Here is a 14,444-nt window from a genome sequence, read left to right as displayed (position 1 = left end):
CCGGGACATCCCCATGCGGTCCAGTGGAACACAATGTGCGCCGATCATGACAAGCGTGGACACTCTGACACTGCCACACCTGCGGCGGCGGACCCAGGATTCCGGGGTGGAATCCGACCGGATTGAGGTTGTTTCAGCAGCGTAACAGGGGGTTGAACGATGGCAGTCGAGTCCTCACCGCCCCAGGTCACACCTGACGGCCGAGTCGAACTGAGCGACGCAGGTCCCATCAAGGACAGCAGGTTCTTCAACCCCGAACTCGCCCCCGTGCCCGTCGAGCAGCGGACATGGACGACGTACAACTTCTTCGCGCTGTGGATGGGCATGGCGCACAACATCCCCAGTTACACGCTCGCGGCGTCGTTGATCGCGATCGGCATGGACTGGGTGCAGGCGTTCCTCACGATCACGCTGGGCAACCTGATCGTGCTCGTTCCCATGCTGCTCAACAGCCACGCCGGCACGAAGTACGGCATCCCGTTCCCCGTGTTCGCCCGCGCCTTCTACGGCATCCGCGGCGCGAACCTGGTGGCGTTGCTGCGCGCGTTCATCGCCTGCGCCTGGTTCGGCATCCAGACGTGGGTCGGCGGCAAGGCGCTGCACGTGATCATCGGGCGGCTGACCGGCGACGGGTGGACCAAGGCGTCGTCGATCGGCGGCCAGCCGTGGACGTTGTGGCTGTGCTTCTTCGGGTTCTGGGTCGTGCAGATGCTGGTGATCTGGCGCGGCATGGACGCGATCCGGCGGTTCGAGAACTGGACGGCGCCGCTGGTCAGCATCGGGTTCCTGATCCTGCTGGGCTACGTGCTGGTGAAGGCGGGCGGCTTCGGGCCGATCCTCGACACGCCCAGCAAGCTCGGCTGGGGACCGGACTTCTGGAAGCTCTTCTTCCCCGCGCTGATGGGCATGATCGCGTTCTGGTCGACGCTGTCGCTGAACATGCCGGACTTCACGCGGTTCGGCGGCAGTCAGAAGAAGCAGGCGATCGGGCAGCTCCTCGGCCTGCCGACCACGATGTCGTTCATCGCGATCGTGGCGATCCTGACGACGTCCGGCGCGCAGGCGTTGTACGGCGAGGCGATCTGGGACCCGGCGGATCTCGCGTCCCGCTTCGACAACACGCTCCTGGTGGTCATCGCGCTGGTCTCGCTGGTGCTGGCCACGATCTCGGCGAACCTCGCGGCGAACGTCGTCAGCCCGTCCTACGACTTCTCGAACGCCTTCCCGCGGAAGATCACGTTCGCGATCGGCGGCCTGATCACCGGTGTCATCGGCATCGTGATCCAGCCGTGGCGGCTGATCTCCGACCCGAACATCTACATCTTCGCGTGGCTCGGGTTCTACGGCGGCCTGCTGGCGTCCGTGGCGGGCGTGTTCGTCGCCGGGTACTGGGTGATCAAGAAGACGCACCTGGAGCTCACCGACCTCTACCTCGACGGCAGGGGCGCGTACTGGTTCAACGGCGGCTGGAACTGGCGGGCCGTGCTGGCGACGCTCGTGGGCTCGGTGCTCGCGGTCGGCGGCGCCCACGGCGGGCCGTTCCCGGTGGACGGGCTGATCCCGTTCCTCAAGCCGCTCTACGACTACAACTGGGTCGTCGGCTTCGCGGCCGGCTTCCTGGTCTTCCTCGCTCTGAAGGACAACACGGCAAAGGAGACGACCAGGTGAGCAACATCATCCGGGCGGCGCTCGTCCAGCAGAAGTGGACGGGCGACAAGGAGTCGATGATCGCGAACGCGGTCGAGCACATCCGCGCTGCCGCATCCCAAGGCGCACAGGTGTTGTGTCTCCAGGAGCTCTTCTACGGCCCGTACTTCTGCCAGGTGCAGGACGCGGACTTCTACTCCTACACCGAGTCCATTCCGGACGGACCGACGACCCGGCTGATGCAGGAGGTCGCCGCGCAGAACAACATCGTGCTGATCGTGCCGATGTACGAGGTCGAGCAGCCGGGCGTCTACTACAACACCGCCGCCGTGATCGACGCCGACGGCACGTACCTCGGCAAGTACCGCAAGAACCACATCCCGCAGGTGAAGGGCTTCTGGGAGAAGTTCTACTTCAAGCCGGGCAACCTCGGTTACCCGGTGTTCGACACCGCGGTCGGCCGGATCGGCGTCTACATCTGCTACGAGCGCCACTTCCCCGAAGGCTGGCGTGCCCTGGGGCTCGCGGGCGCGAAGATCGTGTTCAACCCGTCGGCGACCTCGCGTTCGTTGTCGGAGTACCTGTGGAAGCTGGAGCAGCCCGCCGCGGCCGTGGCGAACGAGTACTACGTCGGCGCGATCAACCGAGTCGGTGTGGAACCGCTGGGTGACAACGAGTTCTACGGCCAGACGTACTTCGTGTCGCCGCGCGGACAGTTCGTCGACGAGGTGGCTTCGGACACCGAGGAAGAGCTCGTGGTGCGCGACCTCGACCTCGACCTGATCACCGAGGTCCGCGACACGTGGGCGTTCTACCGCGACCGCCGCCCGGACACCTACGAGGGCCTGGTGAACCCGTGAGCACTCTCATCCGCAACGGCCTGGTCATCAACGCGACCGGTTCGCACGCCGCCGACGTGCTGATCAGCGGCGAGCACATCGCCGCCCTGGTCACGCCGGGGTTCGAGGTGCAGGCCGACGAGGTGATCGACGCGGCCGGGAAGTACGTCATCCCCGGCGGCATCGACGCGCACACGCACATGGAGATGCCGTTCGGCGGCACCCAGTCCGCGGACACCTTCGAGACCGGCACCACCGCGGCGGCGTGGGGCGGCACGACCACGATCGTCGACTTCGCCGTGCAGCCCAAGGGAAGCAGTCTGCTGTCCACGTTGGACAAGTGGCACAGCAAGGCGGACGGCAACTGCGCCGTCGACTACGGCTTCCACATGATCATCTCCGACGTGAACGACGAGTCGCTCAAGGAGATGGACTCGTGCATCGCGGCCGGCGTGAACAGCTTCAAGATGTTCATGGCGTATCCCGGCGTCTTCTACGCCACGGACGGCGAGATCCTGCGGGCCATGCAGAAGGCGCGCGAGACCGGCGCCACGATCATGATGCACGCGGAGAACGGCATCGCGATCGACCAGCTCGTCGCGCAGGCACTGGCTTCGGGCCTGGGCGACCCCGTGCAGCACGGCCTGACCCGGCCGCCGGAGCTGGAGGGCGAGGCCACGTCGCGCGCGATCCAGCTCGCGAAGGTGACCGGTTCCCCGCTGTACATCGTGCACCTGTCGGCGTCGCAAGCGCTTGACGCCGTCACGGCTGCCCGTGACACGGGTCAGAACGTGTTCGCCGAGACGTGCCCGCAGTACCTGTACCTGTCGCTGGAGGACCTGGCGCGGCCGGGCTTCGAGGGCGCGAAGTTCGTGGCCTCGCCGCCGTTGCGACCCAAGGAACACCAGTCGTCGTTGTGGCGCGGCCTGCGCACCAACGACCTCTCGGTGGTGAGCACCGACCACTGCCCGTTCTGCTTCAAGGACCAGAAGCAGCTGGGCGTCGGCGACTTCTCCAAGATCCCCAACGGCATGCCCGGCGTCGAACACCGCGTCGACCTGCTGCACCAGGGCGTCGTGAAGGGCGAGATCACCCGCGAACGCTGGGTCGAGATCGTCTCCACAACGCCCGCGCGCATGTTCGGCATGTACCCGCGCAAGGGCGTGATCGCACCGGGAGCCGACGCGGACGTCGTGATCTACGACCCGACGGCTTCGCAGACGATCTCCGCCGACACGCACCACATGGCCGTGGACTACTCGGCCTACGAGGGCTTCGAGGTCACCGGCCGGGTGGACACGGTGTTCTCCCGCGGCCGCAAGGTGATCGCGGACGGCGCGTACCACGGCTCGACGGGCCACGGCCGTTTCGTGTCCCGCGACCTCAACCAGTACCTCGTCTGAGAAAGGCGGTCACCCGTGGACTTCGGTGTAGTGCTGCAGACCGACCCGCCGGCGCGGGACGTGGTGGAAGGCCTCCGCGCGGCCGAGGACTGCGGCTTCCGCTACGGCTGGACGTTCGACTCCTGCGTGCTGTGGCAGGAACCGTTCGTCATCTACTCGCAGGTCCTCTCGGCCACCCGCGATCTGATCATCGGCCCGATGGTCACCAATCCGTCCACAAGGGACTGGTCGGTGACGGCATCGCTGTTCGCGACGCTGAACGACATGTTCGGCAACCGCACGGTCTGCGGCATCGGCCGGGGCGACTCGGCCCGCCGCGTGATCGGCCAGAAGCCCGCGTCCCTGGCCACCCTGGGCGACGCGATGCACGTGATCAAGGAACTGGCGGAGGGGCGAGAGGTCGAGCACCACGGCACACCGGTCCAGATCCCGTGGGTGCGCAACGGAAAGCTCGAGATGTGGATGGCCGCGTACGGTCCCAAGGCGTTGAAGATGGTCGGCGAGCAGGCCGACGGCTTCATCCTGCAGACCGCCGATCCGGACATCGCCCGCTGGACCATCGGCTCCGTCCGGGAGGCAGCGGTGGCCGCCGGACGTGACCCGTCGGCCATCACGATGTGCGTGGCAGCACCCGCGTACGTCGGCACGGATCTGGCTCATCAGCGCGACCAGCTGCGGTGGTTCGGCGGGATGGTCGGCAACCACGTCGCGGACCTCGTCGCGCGGTACGGGGACTCGGGCGTCGTGCCCAAGGCCCTGACCGACTACATCAAGGACCGCGAGGGCTACGACTACGCCCACCACGGCAAGGCGGGCAACCGGTCCACCGATTTCGTGCCGGACGCGATCGTGGACCGCTTCTGCCTCGTCGGCCCGGAATCCGCGCACATCGAGCGGCTGCAGGAACTGAAGGAGATCGGCGTCGACAACTTCGCGCTGTACCTGATGCACGACGAGAAGGACAAGACGCGCGACGCCTACGGGTCGGCGATCATCTCCGCTGTTTAGCGGCATACTGAAACGCGTGTCTGATGATCTGGACAAGGGGTCCGTGCACAACTCCGTGACCGGAGACGTGTACGGACCTCTTGTGCAGGTCGGATATGTCACCGGCGACATCAACCTGCACACCCACACGACTCTCCGCCGTCCCGCGGAACTGCCGCTGCGAATCGGTGTCGTGCCGCAGCGGGCGGCGGCGTTCCAGCAAAGAGCGCTGTCCTGGAACGCGGTCACCGTGCTGTCCGGAATGGGCGGCGTGGGCAAGACACAACTCGCCGCCGACCACGCCGCGACGGAATGGTCCGCGGGCAGGATCAGTCTGCTGATGTGGGTCACGGCAGGTTCGCGGGAAGCGGTCGTGTCCGCCTACGCCGAGGCCGCGGCGGAACTCACCGGACGCGATGAGCCCGACCTGGAACGAGGTGCGCGCAGGCTGCTCGAGTGGCTGGCGAGCACCGGTGAGTCCTGGCTCGTGGTGCTCGACGACCTCCAGGACCCGGACGACCTCGTGGACCTCTGGCCGCCGGACAACGGCCGGACCCTGGTCACGACGCGGCGGCGGGACGCGGCGCTGCGCGGTGATCGGCGTGCCGTGGTCGAGGTCGAGACCTTCAGCGAGGCCGAGGGACTGGGCTACCTGTGCGAGGTGCTGGCCGGTCAGCCGGCTCTGCTCGACGGCGCGGCCGAAGTGGTGCGCGAACTCGGATGTCTGCCGCTCGCGCTGGCCCAGGCGGGCGCGTACGTGCTCGACCTCCAGGTGTCGTGCACCGAGTACCTGGGACGGCTGACCAGGCAGCCCCTCAAGAGCGTGGCCGCCACCTGGTCGTTGTCGATCCAGCAGGCCAACAGCCTGCGGCCCAGGAAGGTCGCCGGTCACCTGCTCGACGTCCTGAGCGTGCTCGACCCCAACGGCGTCCCGCTCGGCGTGCTCCTGGGGCCGTCGACGCAGGACCACGTGCTGGGGCGCACGGGTGACGTCCTGGACGAGTCCGGCCTGCGCGACGTGCTCGCCCACCTCCACCGGCTGGGCCTGATCACCCTCGATCCGGCGTCGCCGTCGCGCGAGATCCGGGTGCACGCGCTGGTGCAACGCGCCAACCGCGACACCTGGAACACCCGGCAGGCGAAGAGGGTCACCCGTGCCGCCGCGGACGCGCTGAAGGAGGCGTGGCCGCACAACCCGCACGACGAGTCGGTGAAAGTCCTGCGCGCCAACGCGGCCACGCTCTTCGCGAACGGCGGCGAACACCTGTGGGGACGGAAGTGCCACGCCCTCCCGATCACCCTGGGGAACAGCATCGGTCTGGGCGGCCGTGCCGACGAGGCCAGGGACCACTTCGACCGCCTCTGCACGACCGCCGCGCAAGCCCTCGGTCCCCACGACCTCTACACGATCATCGCGCGCAGCAGCCGGGCCTACTGGCGGGGCCGGGCAGGCGACGCGGCCGGTGCGCTGGCCGAGTACGAGCAGGTCGCCGCCGACGCGGCACGGGTACGCCGCGCCGACCGCCAGGTCGCGCTCGAACTCGTGCGGAACGATCTGCAGGAGCGCGCCAATCTGCGCGCTCACACCGGCGACGTGGCCGGTGCCGTCGCCGAGTTCGAGCAGCTCCTCGATGACCGGCTCCGGACGCACGGGCCTGACGACCTCGACGTGCTGACCATCCGGAACGATCTGGCGAGGCTGCGCAGGAAGACCGGCTCCGGCGACCCGTTGGCCGAGATCGAGCGGCTCATCCCCGACCTGGGCCGGGTGTACGGACCCGAGCACCCGCAGACGTTGTCCGCCAGGCACAACCTCGCCGTGGCGCGGGCCGACTCCGGCGACCTGGCCGGTGCCATCGCCGACCAGGAGCGGCTCGTTCCGGACGTGCTGCGCGTGTTCGGCCCCGGCCACCCGAAGACGATCGATGTTCGCGTCAGCCTCGTCAACTGGCTGGCCGCGGCGGGAGACGAGGAAGGCGCGAAGGCGGCGGGCATGGAACTCGTCGCCGACCACTACCGGCGACTCGGTCCCGACCACCCGGACACGCTCGAATGGCGGCGCAGGACCGAGGGCTAGCGGACCGTGCGGGTCTCGCCGTCCCACTCCGCCGAAAGCGTCGGGATGAGTTCGGCCAGCTGCACCGGATACACGGTGTCCTCGGCGGCTTCCAGCTCCTGCGCGCTCCACCACCGGTACGCGGTGATGGAGGTTTCCTCGACGTCGTTGAAGCCCGAGGTGTCGACGTCCACCCCGTCGACGGAGGCGTAGAAGAACCACTCCTCCGCGTCGAAGGTCTCGCCGTCGAAGCTGAAAACCGTGCGGCGGCGCCAGATCGGGCCGACGAGTTGTTCCGGCGCGAGCTTGAGGCCCGTCTCCTCGAAGGCCTCGCGGACGGCTGTGTCGCGCAGTTCCTCGCCGTCCTCCACGCCGCCGCCGACCGTGAACCAGAACGACTCCTGGGGGCGGGCGGGGTCGAAGCCCTGGAACAGCAACACGCGGCCAGCGGAGTCCGTCAGCACCACTCGGGCGGACGGGCGGGGCTTGAGCATCACGGCTTCGGACGGGGTGGTGGGTTCGGCGATCTCGAAGTACGACGGTTGCGGGGCGGTGCCTGCCAGGCGCAGCCAGCGGACCACTCGGCGGCGGCGCAGCAGCAGGGTGTCGCGGACGGCGTCGTTGTGGACGCGGCGGGCCAGCATGACGCGTTCCTCGGCGTCGGCGAGTTCGAAGGCCAGTGCCGGGGCCAGGGTCGAGCGGTCCAGGGCGGCCAGGAGGCCGGAGAGTTCGTTCTCGGCCTGTTCGCGGTCGGCACGTGACGCGGACTCGGCGCGGGAGGCCGCGGCGGAGAGTTCCGGCACCAGCAGCGTGCGCACCAGGACGGCGCGGCGGGCGAGGGCCTTGTCGACGGCGGCCCAGGCGGCGTCGGTGCGGACGTGCAGGCGGTCCAGGCGGTTCGCGATCTTCAGGATCCAGGCGGCGAGCAGCAGAGCGACGAGCACTACGACAAGAGCTGTGGTCATGCCTCGCTCACCCTGCGCGGGTCGGCGGCGATGGCGGTCTCGTAGACGCGCAGCACCTGTGACGCGACCACGGACCAGTCGAAGGCCTGCACCCGCGCCGACGCCAGGTCGACGTACTCGGCGCGCAGCGCGGAATCCCGCAGCACCGAGCGCAACGCGTCGGCCAGCGCGTGGGCGTCGCCGACCGGGAACAGCGCGCCCGCCTTGCCGTCGTCCAGCACGCGGCGGAACGCGTCCAGGTCCGAAGCCACCACGGCGGTGCCGGCGGACATGGCCTCGGTGAGGATGATGCCGAACGACTCACCGCCGGTGTTCGGGGCGACGTAGACGTCCACGGACCGCAGCATCCTGGCCTTGTCCTCGTCGCTGACCTGGCCCAGCAGGTCCACGCGAGAAGCGAACGGGCCCTCGAACGGGTCCTCGCCGCGGCCCACGACGAGCAGGCGCAGGTCCGGGAACTCGTCGGCGATCAGGCCGAACGCCTCCCACAGCAGCGGCATGCCCTTGCGCGGCTCGTCGTAGCGGCCGACGAAGCCGATCGTGCCGCCCGCGCGCGGGTAGCCGTCCAAAGTGGACGCCGAGGAGAAGAAGTCGACGTCGACGCCGTTCGGGATCTCCACCGCGTCGCCGCCGAGGTGCTCGACCTGCACGCGCCGGGCCAGTGCGGAGACGGCGATGCGGGCGGTCACCTTCTCCAGGAACGGCTGCAGCACGGGCTGGAACGCGGACAGCATCTTGGAGCGCGGCGTCGAGGTGTGGAAGGTGGCGACGATCGGGCCGTCCGCGACCACCAGTGCCAGGAACGACAGCGAGGGCGCGGTGGGCTCGTGCAGGTGCAGGACGTCGAACTGGTGCTCGTCGATCCAGCGCCGGACCCGCGCGTACGAGACAGGGCCGAACGACAGCCGCGCCACCGAACCGTTGTACGGGATGGCGACCGCGCGGCCGGCCGACGTGACGAACGAGGGCAGCGCCTGCTCGTCGTCGGCGGGCGCGAAGACGTTCACGTCGTGCCCGAGGCCGATCAGGGCGCGGGCGAGGTCGACGACGTGGGCCTGCACTCCCCCTGGCACGTCCAAGGAGTACGGGCAGACGATCCCGACCTTCACCGCGCGAGCCTCCTGGCCAGCGCGGCGCGGCGCTTCTCCGGCAGATCGGCGAGCCAGAGCTTCTGCAGCATGTGCCAGTCGGCCGGGTGCGCGGCGATGTCGGCGGCGAACACGTCCGCGACGGCCTGCGTGGCGGCCTGGACCGTGCTGACCTTGATCGGCGGGTGGATGCGGAAGTGCCAGCCGTCCGCGGTGAACCAGCAGCCGACCGGCAGCAGCGCGGCGCCCGTCGTCGAGGCCAGGTGCGCGGGACCCGCCGGCATCAGGGTCTGCTCGCCGAAGAACGTCACGGGCACGCCGGACGACGTCAGGTCGCGGTCGCTGAGCAGGCAGACGACCTTGTTGTCGCGCAGGCGTTCGGCGAGCACCGTCGCGGGTGGACGGTCGCCGCCGTTGAGCGGCAGCACCTCGAAGCCGAGGGTCTCGCGGAACTCCACGAACTTGCGGTACAGCGACTCGGGCTTGAGCCGCTCGGCGACCGTCGTGAACGTGCCGGAGTGGCCGACGAGCCAGACGCCCGCCATGTCCCAGTTGCCGCTGTGCGGCAGGGCGACGACGGCACCGGTGCCGGCCTTGAGCGCGGCGTCGAGGTTCTCCACGCCCGACACCTGCGAGTCGCACTTCTCGTAGGCGGCACGCAGGTCCATCGACGGCAACCGGAACGCCTCGCACCAGTACCGCGCGTACGACCGCAGCGAGTCCTGAACGAGTTCGTCGAGCTCTTCCTCACCGGCCCGCGGCACGACCCGGCGCAGGTTCGTGCGCAACTGGTCGACGCTCTCGCCGCCACGCTTGGCCGCGTAGTCGGCACCGGCCTGGAACAGCCCGCGCGCCCACGACTCCGGCAACAGACGGATCAGCCGCCACCCGGCGCTGTACCCGAGGGTCGCGAGGTTCACGCGGCCTCCCGCGCCGACTTCGCGACGGCGAAGATCCGCTGCAGCACCGTCACGACCGTCATGGCCGCGAGCAGCCACAGCGAGATGGCCATCAGGTACGGCACGCCCAGCCCCTGCACCCCGGCACCGATCAGCGCGACGATGAACCGCTCGGCCCGTTCGGCTATGCCGCCGTCGGCCGAGAGCCCGGACGCGTCTGCGCGCGCCTTGACGTACGAGATGACCTGCGAGGCGACCAGGCAGATGAACCCGGCCGCGGCCGTCCACCGGTCGCCGGTGTCGAACGCGTACCAGGTGAGCGCCGCGAACAGCGCTCCGTCCGCGATGCGGTCGCAGGTGGCGTCGAGCACGGCGCCGAACCGCGTGGGGCCCTGCGCGCGGGCCATGGCGCCGTCGATCAGATCGAGCAACACGAAGAAGGTCACCAGCGCGCAGCCCAGGAACAGCTGCCCGCGGGGGATGAACCACAGCGCGCTCGCCACGGCACCGATCGTGCCGCCCACTGTCACGGCGTTGGGCGTGAGGCCACGCGCCAGCAGCCACGCCCCGATCGGATCGGTGACGCGCGAGACGGACGCGCGAGCGAAGATGTTCAGCATGGCAGGTCGCAGCCTAGCTGGACTGCTGAAACACCTGGCTCGCGGGTGACATGCCACCCGCGAGTCCCCCTCTGCGAAACCGTCTCTAACCGAGCCGGCGGTGGTCTTCGGCGATGCGCTTCAGCAGCGCCTGCAACTCCTCCCCTCGCACCGCCAGCCGCTCCAGCCGGCCGAACAGCGCGAGGTACTCGCGCACGTCCAGCGGGTCGGTGATGGTGGCGTTGCCGGTCAGCACGCTGACCGTGACGACGCGCTCGTCGTAGATGTGGAAACCGTGCAGAGCGACCACGTTCGCGTCCGCCGACCACGGCACCACGCCGAGACGGACGTTCGGGCGGCGCTGGATCGCGGCCAGGTGCTCGACCTGTTCCGCCATCAGCTCGGCCGAGCCCATCCGCCAGCGCAGCGCGCTTTCGGAGAGCACGAACACGAACTGCTTCGCCAGGTCGTCCATCCGGGCACGGCGGGTGCGCAGGGCGGCCACCGCGGCCTCCTGCTCCGAATGCGGCATCGTCCCCAGCACGATCCGCAGGTAGGACTCGGACTGCAGCAACGAGGGCACCAGGTTGACCTGGAAGAACCTCGATGTCGCGGCCCGCGCCTCCACGCGGCTGATCGTCTGCTGGTGGCGGTGCGCTCCTCGGTGCAGCACGACGCGACGGGTTTCCGCCTCCGCGTGCAGCGACCTGGCGAGTTCGACCAGTTCGATGCGCGTCTCTCTCGCGGCGGCCAGTTCCGCCACGAGACGCTCCACGTCCGTGACGGACGGAAGCAGCATGCCGTTCTCGATCTTCGACAGCTTTGACTGGCTCATCCCGGTGGCACGGGCGGTGGCCGTGCCGGTCATCTTCGCCTCGGTGCGCAACCGGCGTAGTTCACGCGAAAGCCGCTCTCTCGCTAATCGCGAACGCTCAGGTGCGGTCATGTTCGCACCGTAACCATTCGCACACGGTGAGACGATCGGCCATAGGCGGGGACTTGACTCGCAGTTGACACCTCCAGGTGGGTGATCTCACCTACCTGGAATCGCTTTGTGCTGGTGTTACGTCTCGATCGACTGGAGAAATGCACCCGAAAGATGTAACCGAAAGCCATTCCGCGTCGCGTGGAAACGACATCGATTGTCCAGTGCGGACAACGTGAGTGGTTTTTGTCACTCTTTTGTCCAACAATTGGTACGGCTTTCAATCACAGACACGCCGACTAAACGCTCCGTTTAGCCCGCAATACCGCCCGAACACCGAACACGATGGCACGCGGAATCAGCACGACGCCGATGAGACTCGGCGGGCGCGGTGGGACGAAGCGGACAAGCGCCGCAAAACGATCAGTCGACGGCCTTCCAGCCGTCGGCCAGCAGCTGCCGGGTCTCCCCCAGCAGCTGCGGCAGGACCTTGGTGTGCCCGATGACCGGCATGAAGTTCGCGTCCCCGCCCCACCGCGGCACCACGTGCTGGTGCAGGTGGGCCGCGATCCCGGCGCCGGCGACGACACCCTGGTTCATGCCGATGTTGAACCCGTGCGGCGCCGCCACGTGCCGCGCGACCTTCATGGCCTTCTGCGTGAACGCGGCGAGCTCCGCGGTCTCGGAGACGGTGAGCTCGGTGTAGTCGGCCACGTGCCGGTACGGCAGCACCATCAGGTGGCCAGGGTTGTACGGGTACAGGTTCAGCAGCGCGAAGACCTCGGCGCCGCGCGCGATGATCAGTCCCGCCTCGTCCTCCAGGGACACGACCCGGCAGAACGGGCAGCCCTCCGGCTCGTCGCCGTGGGCCTTGCCCGTGCCCTGGACGTACGACAAGCGGTGCGGGGTCCACAGACGCTGCAACGCGTCGTGGACCCCCACACCGTCCTGCTCGGAGAACTCAGGCGTCACGAGAGCAGTTCCGCCGTGGGCGAGGCGTTCTCGCGACGGCCGACCCAGTCGACGATCTGCTCGACGGCCCGCTCCACCGGCACGCCGTTGATCTGCGTGCCGTCGCGGAACCGGAACGACACCGCGTTCGCCTCCACGTCCTTGGCACCGGCCAGGAGCATGAACGGCACCTTCTGCATGGTGTGGTTGCGGATCTTCTTCTGCATGCGGTCGTCCGAGGCGTCGACGTCGACCCGGATGCCGGCCTTCTTCAGCACCTCGCGCACCGCGAACAGGTGGTCGGCGTTCTCGGACGTCACCGGAATGCCCATGACCTGCACCGGCGCGAGCCACGCCGGGAACGCGCCCGCGTAGTGCTCGGTCAGCACGCCGAAGAAGCGCTCGACCGTGCCGAACAGGGCGCGGTGGATCATGACGGGGCGCTGGCGGGAGCCGTCCGGGCCGGTGTACTCCAGTTCGAACTTCTCCGGCAGCATGAAGTCGAGCTGGATCGTCGACATCTGCCAGGTGCGCCCCAGGGCGTCGCGGGCCTGCACGGAGATCTTCGGGCCGTAGAACGCGGCGCCACCGGGATCGGGCACGAGCTCCAGGCCGGACTCCTCGGCCACGGAGGCGAGCGTCGCCGTCGCCTCCTCCCAGATGTCGTCCGGGCCGACGAACTTCTCCGGGTTCTTGGTCGACAGCTCCAGGTAGAAGTCGTCGAGGCCGTAGTCGCGCAGCAGGTCCAGCACGAACGTCAGCAGCGACTTCAGCTCGTCGCGGACCTGGTCGCGAGCGCAGAAGATGTGCGCGTCGTCCTGCGTCATGCCGCGCACCCTGGTCAGGCCGTGCACCACGCCGGACTTCTCGTAGCGGTACACCGAGCCGAACTCGAACATGCGCAGCGGAAGCTCGCGGTACGAACGGCCGCGCGACTTGAAGATCAGGTCGTGGAACGGGCAGTTCATCGGCTTGAGGTAGTAGTCCTGGCCGGGCTTGCGGACCGTGCCGTCCTCGTTGAACTCGGCGTCGAGGTGCATCGCCGGGTACATGCCGTCCTTGTACCAGTCCAGGTGACCGGAGACCTCGAACAGCTTGCCCTTGGTGATGTGCGGCGAGTAGACGAACTCGTAGCCCGCCTCGGTGTGGCGCTGGCGGGAGTAGTCCTCCATCGCCTTGCGGATGATGCCGCCCTTGGGGTGGAACACCGCGAGGCCGGAGCCGATCTCGTCCGGGAACGAGAACAGGTCGAGCTCCACGCCGAGCTTGCGGTGGTCGCGGCGCTCGGCCTCGGCCAGGCGCTCCAGGTAGAGGTCCTGCGCCTCCTGCGACTCCCACGCGGTGCCGTAGATGCGCTGCAGCTGCGGGTTGTTCTCGTTGCCACGCCAGTACGCGGCGGCCACGCGGGTCAGCTTGAACGCCGGGATGTGCTTGGTGGTCGGCACGTGCGGGCCGCGGCACAGGTCGCCCCAGACCTGCTCACCGGAGCGCGGGTCGAGGTTGTCGTAGATCGTCAGCTCGCCGCCGCCGACCTCCATGATCTCGCTGGTGTCGACGTCGCTCTTGATGTCGACGAGCTCCAGCTTGAACGGCTCGGAGGCGAGCTCGGCCTTCGCGGAGTCGATCGACTCGACGACCCGGCGCGAGAACCGCTGCGAGGACTTGATGATCTGCTTCATGCGCTTCTCGAGCGCCTGCAGGTCCTCGGGCGTGAAGGGCTTCTCGACCTGGAAGTCGTAGTAGAAGCCGTCCTTCACGGGCGGGCCGATGCCGAGCTTGGCCTCGGGGAACTGCTGCTGCACGGCCTGCGCCAGCACGTGCGCGGCGGAGTGGCGCAGGACGCTGCGGCCGTCCTCGGTGTCGGCCGCGACGGCCTCGACCTCGACGTCGACCTGCGGGGTCCACGACAGGTCGCGCAGGTGGCCCTCGGCGTCCTTCACGACGACGATCGCGTCGGAACCCTTGCCCGGCAGACCGGCTTCGCGCACGGCCGTGCCCGCCGTCGTCCCAGCCGGAACCACCACGCGCGGCGGGTTCTGGGCGACTGCTGGGCGCGACTCGGACACGATGACTCCTACGTTCGAA

Annotated in this window: 12 protein-coding genes; 5 read left to right on the top strand and 7 right to left on the bottom strand. The window is 68.7% G+C overall.

Annotated features, from left to right (window positions below):
• The first annotated feature begins 159 nt into the window (after window positions 1–159).
• The 5 genes from ACIQF0_RS27095 to ACIQF0_RS27075 are packed head-to-tail and all read left to right on the top strand — an operon-like array spanning window position 160 to window position 6,953.
• Window positions 160–1,668, top strand: a complete 1,509-nt coding sequence (locus ACIQF0_RS27095) for an NCS1 family nucleobase:cation symporter-1 (protein WP_401033618.1) — start codon at window positions 160–162, stop codon at window positions 1,666–1,668.
• Entirely contained in the window at window positions 1,665–2,507 is an 843-nt protein-coding gene (locus ACIQF0_RS27090) for a nitrilase-related carbon-nitrogen hydrolase (RefSeq protein ID WP_401033615.1), read from the top strand. Before ACIQF0_RS27095 ends, ACIQF0_RS27090 begins: the two co-directional genes overlap by 4 nt.
• The gene (hydA, locus tag ACIQF0_RS27085; RefSeq protein ID WP_401033612.1) at window positions 2,504–3,889 is read left to right on the top strand and encodes a dihydropyrimidinase; all 1,386 of its coding nucleotides are present in this window, start codon (window positions 2,504–2,506) and stop codon (window positions 3,887–3,889) included. Before ACIQF0_RS27090 ends, hydA begins: the two co-directional genes overlap by 4 nt.
• A gap of 15 nt (window positions 3,890–3,904) precedes the next feature.
• On the top strand, window positions 3,905–4,897 hold the full coding sequence (locus tag ACIQF0_RS27080) for a TIGR03842 family LLM class F420-dependent oxidoreductase (RefSeq protein ID WP_401033610.1): 993 nt from the start codon (window positions 3,905–3,907) through the stop codon (window positions 4,895–4,897).
• A 16-nt stretch (window positions 4,898–4,913) separates the two neighbouring features.
• Complete coding sequence (locus ACIQF0_RS27075; protein WP_401033607.1) at window positions 4,914–6,953, top strand: tetratricopeptide repeat protein; 2,040 nt, start codon at window positions 4,914–4,916, stop codon at window positions 6,951–6,953.
• On the opposite strand, the gene ACIQF0_RS27070 is transcribed toward ACIQF0_RS27075, so the two are convergent.
• From ACIQF0_RS27070 to thrS, 7 genes are all read right to left on the bottom strand, one after another.
• The gene (locus ACIQF0_RS27070; protein WP_401033604.1) at window positions 6,950–7,897 is read right to left on the bottom strand and encodes an NUDIX domain-containing protein; all 948 of its coding nucleotides are present in this window, start codon (window positions 7,895–7,897) and stop codon (window positions 6,950–6,952) included. The two genes, ACIQF0_RS27075 and ACIQF0_RS27070, sit on opposite strands and share 4 nt — an antisense overlap.
• The gene (locus tag ACIQF0_RS27065) at window positions 7,894–9,006 is read right to left on the bottom strand and encodes a glycosyltransferase family 4 protein (RefSeq protein ID WP_360031540.1); all 1,113 of its coding nucleotides are present in this window, start codon (window positions 9,004–9,006) and stop codon (window positions 7,894–7,896) included. Before ACIQF0_RS27065 ends, ACIQF0_RS27070 begins: the two co-directional genes overlap by 4 nt.
• The gene (locus tag ACIQF0_RS27060; protein WP_360031542.1) at window positions 9,003–9,905 is read right to left on the bottom strand and encodes a phosphatidylinositol mannoside acyltransferase; all 903 of its coding nucleotides are present in this window, start codon (window positions 9,903–9,905) and stop codon (window positions 9,003–9,005) included. The genes ACIQF0_RS27065 and ACIQF0_RS27060 overlap by 4 nt, the downstream gene beginning before the upstream one ends.
• Entirely contained in the window at window positions 9,902–10,504 is a 603-nt protein-coding gene (gene pgsA / locus ACIQF0_RS27055) for a phosphatidylinositol phosphate synthase (RefSeq protein ID WP_360031544.1), read from the bottom strand. Before pgsA ends, ACIQF0_RS27060 begins: the two co-directional genes overlap by 4 nt.
• 85 nt (window positions 10,505–10,589) lie before the next feature.
• A complete protein-coding gene (locus ACIQF0_RS27050; RefSeq protein ID WP_360031546.1) occupies window positions 10,590–11,429 on the bottom strand; it encodes a helix-turn-helix transcriptional regulator in 840 nt (279 codons plus the stop codon).
• 402 nt (window positions 11,430–11,831) lie between these two features.
• Entirely contained in the window at window positions 11,832–12,380 is a 549-nt protein-coding gene (locus tag ACIQF0_RS27045) for an HIT family protein (protein WP_401033600.1), read from the bottom strand.
• Window positions 12,377–14,383: a threonine--tRNA ligase gene (thrS, locus tag ACIQF0_RS27040; protein ID WP_396425307.1), complete on the bottom strand. Its 2,007-nt coding sequence runs from the start codon at window positions 14,381–14,383 to the stop codon at window positions 12,377–12,379. The genes ACIQF0_RS27045 and thrS overlap by 4 nt, the downstream gene beginning before the upstream one ends.
• Between the last annotated feature and the right edge of the window lie 61 nt (window positions 14,384–14,444).

This window comes from Lentzea sp. NPDC092896, assembly GCF_044754905.1.
Classification (GTDB): domain Bacteria; phylum Actinomycetota; class Actinomycetes; order Mycobacteriales; family Pseudonocardiaceae; genus Lentzea.
The sequence above is the reverse complement of the archived record's forward strand: the minus strand, read 5'-3'. Positions and strand labels throughout refer to the sequence as shown.

Coding starts and splice junctions, on each gene's coding strand:
- ACIQF0_RS27095 (WP_401033618.1), top strand. CDS start 160: ATGGCAGTCGAGTCCTCACCGCCCCAGGTCACACCTGACGGCCGAGTC.
- ACIQF0_RS27050 (WP_360031546.1), bottom strand. CDS start 11,429: ATGACCGCACCTGAGCGTTCGCGATTAGCGAGAGAGCGGCTTTCGCGT.
- pgsA (WP_360031544.1), bottom strand. CDS start 10,504: ATGCTGAACATCTTCGCTCGCGCGTCCGTCTCGCGCGTCACCGATCCG.
- ACIQF0_RS27070 (WP_401033604.1), bottom strand. CDS start 7,897: ATGACCACAGCTCTTGTCGTAGTGCTCGTCGCTCTGCTGCTCGCCGCC.